Origin of the sequence: Actinocrinis sp. (genome assembly GCF_035650855.1) — a bacterium.
Classification (GTDB): domain Bacteria; phylum Actinomycetota; class Actinomycetes; order Streptomycetales; family Catenulisporaceae; genus Actinocrinis.
The window spans coordinates 1-6,955 of record NZ_DASRGV010000373.1 but is presented as its reverse complement, the minus strand read 5'-3'; the positions used below and the strand labels follow the sequence as shown (position 1 = coordinate 6,955).

At 70.7% G+C, this 6,955-nt stretch carries 6 protein-coding genes; 3 read left to right on the top strand and 3 right to left on the bottom strand.

Annotated elements, in window-relative coordinates; genetic code table 11:
* Positions 1-561 (top strand): cellulose binding domain-containing protein (locus VFB40_RS26265; RefSeq protein WP_324855296.1); only part of this gene is annotated, 561 nt, incomplete at its 5' end.
* An 81-nt stretch (positions 562-642) separates the two neighbouring features.
* Here VFB40_RS26265 and VFB40_RS26260 read toward each other — a convergent pair.
* Positions 643-1,809 carry an ROK family protein gene (locus VFB40_RS26260; RefSeq protein WP_324855294.1) on the bottom strand — a complete coding sequence of 389 codons (1,167 nt, stop codon included), beginning with the start codon at positions 1,807-1,809 and terminating at the stop codon, positions 643-645.
* Positions 1,810-1,961: 152 nt separating this feature from the next.
* Between VFB40_RS26260 and VFB40_RS26255 the strand changes: the two genes are divergently transcribed.
* Positions 1,962-3,422 (top strand): ricin-type beta-trefoil lectin domain protein, encoded by a 1,461-nt coding sequence (locus VFB40_RS26255; RefSeq protein WP_414642154.1) that lies wholly within the window; start codon positions 1,962-1,964, stop codon positions 3,420-3,422.
* Between the two features lie 86 nt (positions 3,423-3,508).
* Here VFB40_RS26255 and pdxR read toward each other — a convergent pair whose 3' ends face one another.
* Positions 3,509-5,020 carry a MocR-like pyridoxine biosynthesis transcription factor PdxR gene (gene pdxR, locus VFB40_RS26250; RefSeq protein ID WP_324855290.1) on the bottom strand — a complete coding sequence of 504 codons (1,512 nt, stop codon included), beginning with the start codon at positions 5,018-5,020 and terminating at the stop codon, positions 3,509-3,511.
* Positions 5,021-5,049: 29 nt separating this feature from the next.
* Here pdxR and VFB40_RS26245 point away from each other — a divergent pair, with 29 nt between their 5' ends.
* Entirely contained in the window at positions 5,050-6,072 is a 1,023-nt protein-coding gene (locus VFB40_RS26245) for a DMT family transporter (protein WP_324855288.1), read from the top strand.
* Here VFB40_RS26245 and VFB40_RS26240 read toward each other — a convergent pair.
* Positions 6,040-6,786: an SAM-dependent methyltransferase gene (locus tag VFB40_RS26240; protein WP_324855285.1), complete on the bottom strand. Its 747-nt coding sequence runs from the start codon at positions 6,784-6,786 to the stop codon at positions 6,040-6,042. The two genes, VFB40_RS26245 and VFB40_RS26240, sit on opposite strands and share 33 nt — an antisense overlap.
* Positions 6,787-6,955: the final 169 nt, after the last annotated feature.

Below are 6,955 nucleotides of genomic sequence, written 5' to 3'. Positions count from 1 at the left end.
TTCGAGCAGTACCTGGCGATCCGGCAGGGAAACACCACCAGCGGCACCATCACCACGCAGAACTTCTTCAACGCCTGGGCCAGCCACGGGATGAACCTCGGCTCGCTCAACTACCAGATCCTGGCGACCGAGGCCTGGGGCGGCGGCAGCGGCAACGACAGCATCACCGTCAGCCACGGCAGCAGCCCGCCGCCGTCGACGGCTCCGCCGAGCACCACGCCGCCGTCGAGCAACCCGCCGAGCAGCCCGCCTCCTGGCAACGGCGGATGCACCGCCACCTACGCCGTGACCAACAGCTGGCAGGGCGGCTTCCAGGCGAACGTGACGGTGGCCAGCGGCTCCTCACCGGTCAACGGCTGGACAGTGCACTTCACCCTGCCGAGCGGGCAGACCATCAGCAGTCTGTGGAACGGGGTGAACAGCGGCACCAGCGGAGCGGTCACCGTCAAGAACGCGGCCTACAACGGCTCGATATCGCCGGGTTCTTCGACCTCCTTCGGCTTCACCGCCACCGGCGGCAATTCCGCGCCGGCGACCGGTGTGAGCTGTACCAGTCCGTAGATCGGATAAGGGGAACGCGGAAACCGAAGACCGGGCCGGTCCGAGACAACTCGGGCCGGCCCGGCCGGCGTCGCCGCGGGTTCAGCCCTTCTGGCGCGGAGCGGCCAGCGGCGCGCCGAGGACGATGCGGGCGGCGCTGGCCGCGATCAACTCCTCGTCCCAGGCGCGCACGTCGATCCGGGTCTCCCGCCCGGCCGGCAGCAGGTGCATCGCGAGGGCGTGGTGGAAGGGTTCGCTCAGGTGTAGCCACAGCGCCGTGATCTCGCCCATGACCACCACGGTCTGCGGGCCGAGCAGGTTGATCGCGCCGGCCAGCGCCCGCCCGAGCAGTTCCCCCGCCCGATTCAGCAGGCTGACGGCCTGTTGGTCGTCGCGGGCCGCGGCCGCGTCGAGGTCAGCGAGGCCTGATTCCGCGGTCAGGATTCCGGCCGCGCGGGCGTCCCGCAGCAGCGCCTCGGTGCTGACCTGCGTCTCCAAGCAGCCTCGATTGCCGCAGACACACAGCGGGCCGTCCGGCAGGATCGGCAGATGGCCGAACTCCCCGGCGGCTCCGGCCGCGCCCCGATACGGAGCGCCGTCGAGCACCATCCCGAGACCGATACCCTGCCCGATCGCGACGAGCAGGAAGTCGGCGTCGTCGGCGCCGGGTCCGTAAAGCCGCTCCGCCGCGGTGATCGCGCTGATGTCGTTGTCTACGAACACTGGCACGCCGAGCGCCTTGCGCAGCCGGGCGGCCAGCGGAGTGCCGGTCCAACCCAGGCGCACCGACATGCGCAGCGTTCCGGTTTCGGGCTCGACGATGCCAGGCACCGCGACGCCGACTCCGGAGATCGGCAGGCGATCGCGTTCGGCCTCGTCGACCTCCGCGCGGATCAGGGTCGTGAGTGTCCGGATCGCGTCCGGCGCGGCCGGATCGAAGTCGCGGCGGAAGCCGTGCACCACCTGCGCGTCGAGCCGGGCGATCACACCGCTCACGTGCTCGCCGGCGACCTGGATGCCGATCGCGTGCGCGGACGCGGGCACCAAGGCCAGCGGGATCGAGGGGCGGCCGGCTACTGAGGGGCGCGGGTCCTCCTCCACGAGCAGGCCCTCGGTCAGCAGCCTGCGCGTGCTCGCGGTGATGGTGGCCGGGCTCAGTTCGAGCCGTTCCGCGATCTGCGCGCGGCTCAGCGGTCCGCGGCGCGCGAGCAGGGCGAGCACCGCCGTCCGGGTCATGTCCCCGGAGACCGAGCCCGCACCCCAACGCATATCAACCAATGCCTTCTAAGAGTCGAGGCTCCGCGGCCACCCTACCAGCGCGTCCATGGCGACCCCTTGACAGCGTTCCGGCGTGGCCCTAGCTTCCATCGAGTTAATTTACCCCCGAATTAACTGAGGGGCCAAGAATGCGATACATCCCGATGCGTGGTGTCCTCACCCGGCGCGGGCGCACCGCGCTCGTCGTCTCGCTCGGCCTCGTGGCCGCCGCGACGACCTCCAGTGCGTTCGCCGCCCTGGCCACGGCCGACCCGGCGGCATCCTCGGCCGCCGCGGCCGCGCCGAGCAGCTTCCACGGCGTGAACTGGGCCGATCCGCGGGACAACTACGCCAGTGACGCGGTGGTGCCCAGCGGGCTCGCGGTCACCGACGACTACCGCACCGTCTACCGGATCGCCGACAAGATGGCCGACGGCTTCCGCAAGAACCTCGGCGCCAACACCATCCGGCTGCCGATCAACCCGGCCAGCGTCGGCACCGCCTGGTGGAAGTCGTACCGCGCCGCGATCGACGCCGCGACCGCCGAGGGCGACAAGGTCATCCTCAGCTACTGGGAGTCGAACACCGCCAAGGACGGCAAGATCGACGACGTAACCACGTGGAATCAGATGTGGGACACCGTCACCGCGGCGTACCGCAACAATCCGCGGGTCTACTTCGAGCCGATGAACGAGCCGTTCGGGTACAACACCAGCCAGTGGGTGCAGATCTGCACGGACTGGCTCGCCCGGCACGGCAACGTACCGCGCGACCGCGTCGTCATCAGCGGCACCGGCTACAACGACAACGTCACCGGCGTCGGGGCCAGCACGGCCCTGAACGGCACGCTGCTCTCCCTGCACTTCTACGGCTTCTGGGGCAGCTACACCACCGAGGCGGACTGGATCAACAACCTGCTTCCGCGCATCGGCGGGTACGCATACCGCACGATCATCGACGAGGCCGGCTCGCCGATGACGGTCGGCCTGAACTACGGCAACCACAACGGCAACGTGTTCACGTCCTACTTCGCCGCCGTGACCGACATCGCCCGCGGAATGGGCATGGGTCTGGTCTACTGGCCGGGACTGCGCTTCGGCGACGCCTACTCGATCGAGAGCCTCGACGCGAAGGGCAAGCTGCAGGACAACAGCGCCACCGGCGTCGCCCAGCTGAAGTGGGGCTACGGCTTCGGCACCGTCCCGCCGGTCAACGACCAGCCGCCGGCTCCGCCCGGCACCTCGATCACCGGCGTCGCATCAGGGCGCTGCGTCGACGTCCCGGGCTGGTCCACGACCAGCGGCACCCAGCTCGACCTGTGGGACTGCAACAACGGCGGCAACCAGCAGTGGAACTACACCACGACGCACCTGCTGACCGTGTACAGCAACAAGTGCATGCAGGCGGGTACCGGATCGACGGTGGGCTCTGGCACCGCAGTCGTCATCGAGGACTGCACCGGCCTGGCGGCGCAGCAGTGGACTGTCAACGCGAACGGAACCATCACCAACGGCGGCGGCACCAACCTGTGCCTTGACTCGGTCGCCGGCGCGACCGCGGACGGCACGCTGCTCGACGTGGCGACCTGCTCCGGTTCGGCCACTCAGAACTGGAAGGTCGGATAGGCAGCAACGCACCAGCCGAACCGGAACCCGACCGCCGCCCAGCGCCCGGTTAGATCCCCGCGACCTTGCGGCAGCTGGTCAGCCGATCAGCTGACCAGCTGCCGCAAGGCCTCGCCGATGATCGCGATGCCCTCGGCCGCGTCGCCCGGCGTGCAGGCGGCGTAGCCGAGCACCAGCCCCGGCTTGCTCGGCTGCTGATAATGCCAGGACAGCGGCTGCGCCTTGACCCCGCGCGCCAACGCCGCGGCGGCCAGCTCGGTGTCCGAGAGCGGTTCGTCGAACGTGATCATCAGATGCAGTCCGGCGGCGGCGCCGTGCACGCGAGCGCGGGGCAGGTGCGTGCGGATCGCGCCGATCATCGCGTCGCGGCGCTGCCGGTGCCGCCGTCTCAGCATCCGAAGATGCCGCTCCATCTCGCCGGACTCCATCAGCTCGGCGAGCACGAGTTGCGGCAGCACCGCGTTCCCGAGATCGGCGTAGCGCTTGGTGACGATGACCGCATCCCGGTAATGCGGCGGCACGAGCAGCCAGCCGACGCGCAAGGCGGGGGCCAGGATCTTGGAGACGCTCCCGGTGTAGAACACGCTCTCCGGGATCAGCGAGTGCATGGCCGGGACCGGCGGCCTGTCGTAGCGATGCTCGGCGTCATAGTCGTCTTCCAGGATCAGCCCGCCCTCGTCGGCCCACTGCATCAGCTCCCTGCGTCGGGCACCGTCGAGGACCACGCCGGTAGGGAACTGATGCGCGGGCGTGAGGGCCACCACGCGAGCGCCACTGGAGCGCAGCGCGTCGACGCGCAGGCCCGCAGCGTCGACCGGGATCGGCAGCGTCGCCAGGTGCCGGCTGCGCAAATGCTGCCGGACGCCGAGCGAACCGGGATCCTCCAGGGCGATCTCGCGGATCCCCTCGGCCGTGAGGACCTCGGCGACCAGGCCGAGCGCCTGCGCCACCCCGGCGACCACGATCACTTCGCCGGGCTCGGCGCGTACGCCCCGAAATCGCGCGAGCCAGTTGACGACCGCCTGCCGGAAGGCGGGCGCGCCGCGCGGATCTCCGTAACCGAAGTCGGCGGGGGAGAGGCGGGCGAGCACCTGGCGCTCGGCGCGCAACCAGGCGGCTCGCGGGAACGCCGTCAAGTCGGGCACGCCGGGCGTGAAGTCGAACCGCGCCGGATTCGCGCGCAACGCGTCGAACACGTCCGCGTCCGGCGGCGCGGCGAAGACCGACGGAGCCGGCGGCGACGCCACCGACGGTTTCCGCCGCACGACCACGCCGGGACCGCGAGGCGGCGGATTTGCTCCGATCGGAGCGGCCACCACGACCGTTCCGGCCCGCCCGCGCCCGACGGCTTGTCCGTCCTCGATCAGCCGCTGGTACGCCTCGGTGACCACCCCGCGTGAGACGCGCAGTTCTTCAGCCAGCACCCGAGTGGGCGGCAAGGTGCCGCCGACCGGCAGCCGGCCGTCCGCGATCGCGCGCCGCAACTGCTCGGCCAGCCAGTCGGACAGGCCGCCGGCCGGCGCCTCCCGCAGGTTCAGCAGGAGGAAATCCGCTCCCGCTTTGGACCGGTCGGGCGGCTCGTCTTTGGATCTACTCACCGGACCATTGTGGCGGCAGGGTGGGCTTCGTGGCAGAGACGATTTCAGCAGCGCCGGCACCGGACGCAACCGCAGCGGGCCGCCGTCCGGCCACCCGACGCCCATCCACCCTCCGCGCCGTCGCGTCCGGCGTGCTCGGGATGTGCCTGGTCGGCGGCAGCGTCGGGGTCTCTCGCGAGCTGACCTCAGCCCCCTTGTTCACCGCGCAGGCGATCAGGTACGCGGCCGCGAGTTTGATCCTGCTCGCGCTCGCGAAGGCCGCCCGAGTGCCGATCGTGCGGCCGCGCGGCCGTGAATGGCTCTGGCTGACGGGCATCGCAGCACTCGGATTGGTGCTGTTCAACGTGGCGGTCGTGCGCGGGGTCGCGCATGCCGAACCGGCCGTCATCGCGGTGGCGGTCGCCTGCGTGCCGGTGGTGCTCGGAGTCATCGGTCCGCTCCTGGAAGGCCGAAGGCCGAACCGGCGCGTCCTGCTCGCCGCGGTCGTGGTGACCGCGGGCAGCGCCCTGGTCGAGGGCACCGGCCGGGCCGACGCGATCGGGATCGGCTGGGCCGCGGTGGCGCTGGTCTGCGAGGCGTCCTTCACGCTGATGGCCGTGCCGGTGCTGGGCCGGCACGGCGCCTGGGGCGTCTCGCTGCACTCGGTGTGGATCGGCGCGGTGATGCTCGCGCTGCTGGGGCTGGCCGGCGAGGGGCCAAACGCGGCCGGCCGGCTCTCCGGCGCCGAGTGGGCCGCCATGGCCTACCTCGCGATCATGGTGACCGCGGTCGCCTTCCTGCTCTGGTATTCGACGGTCGCGGCGTTGGGCGTCGGAGCGGTCGGCCTGCTGACCGGAGTGGCCCCGATCTGCGCGGCCTTCACCGGAATCGCCACCGGTGGACGCGTGCCTGGCCCGCTGGTCTGGGCCGGCGTGCTCGTCGTCATCTCAGGGCTCGCAGTGGGACTCGTCCGCCGCACACGACCGGCCGACCCGGTCCGTCCCGCCGAATCAGACGACAGTGCGGAGCGGAGCGCTGCTTCAGCCGAGCTTGCGGCCAACGCCTCCGTATGACCACACGCTCGCGGCCTCCGGCGACAGTTCTTCGTCAGGCTGCCAATACGGCACCTGCACGATGCCGGGTTCCAGCAGTTCCGTTCCCTCGAAGAAGGCTGTGAACTGGCTGCGTGTCCGCGGCACGAAGCGGGCGCCGGCCTGCGTGTAGGCGCGGACGCCTTCGCGGGCCGATACGGGATCGAAGTCGCCGGTGGCGTGCGAGAGCGCCAAGAAGCCGCCCGGGGGCATCGCGTCCATGAGGTGGCGGACCACGCCGTACGGGTTCTCGTCCTCGCGGACGAAATGCAGCACCGCGATCAGCAGGACCGCGATCGGCTCGGCGAAGTCGAGCACCTCGCGGACCCTCGGGTTGGCCAGGATCGCCGCCGGGTCGCGCAGGTCCCCGCTGATCACCGTGGTGCGGGCCCGGTCCGCCTTCGCCAGCAGCGCCTCGGCGTGGGCCAGCACGATCGGGTCGTTGTCCACGTAGACGACCCGGGCGTCCGGCGCGAGGGTGTGAGCGACCTCGCCGGTGTTGCCGGGGCCGGGGATGCCGGTGCCGATGTCGAGGAACTGGCGCACGCCGAGGCCGGCCAGGTGGCGTACGACGCGGCCGAGGAACGCCCGGTTGGCGCGCGCCGCCATCCGCGTCTGCGGCATGATCGCCATGACCTCTTCGGCGGCGTCCCGGTCGACCTGGTAGTTGTCCTTGCCGCCCGGTAGCTCCCCCAAAACTCATATGCGTGAGCGATGGGAGCAGTTCATCATGGTTGATATGGATGTCGTCGCGGGGGACGTCACCGAATACGACGGTTGCGGTAAGTGCCTGGTCGGCGTGCGCCGACTGTCGCGTAAGACGGACGCGACCAATTCACCGGAGCGCCAACGTGAGCACGTACTC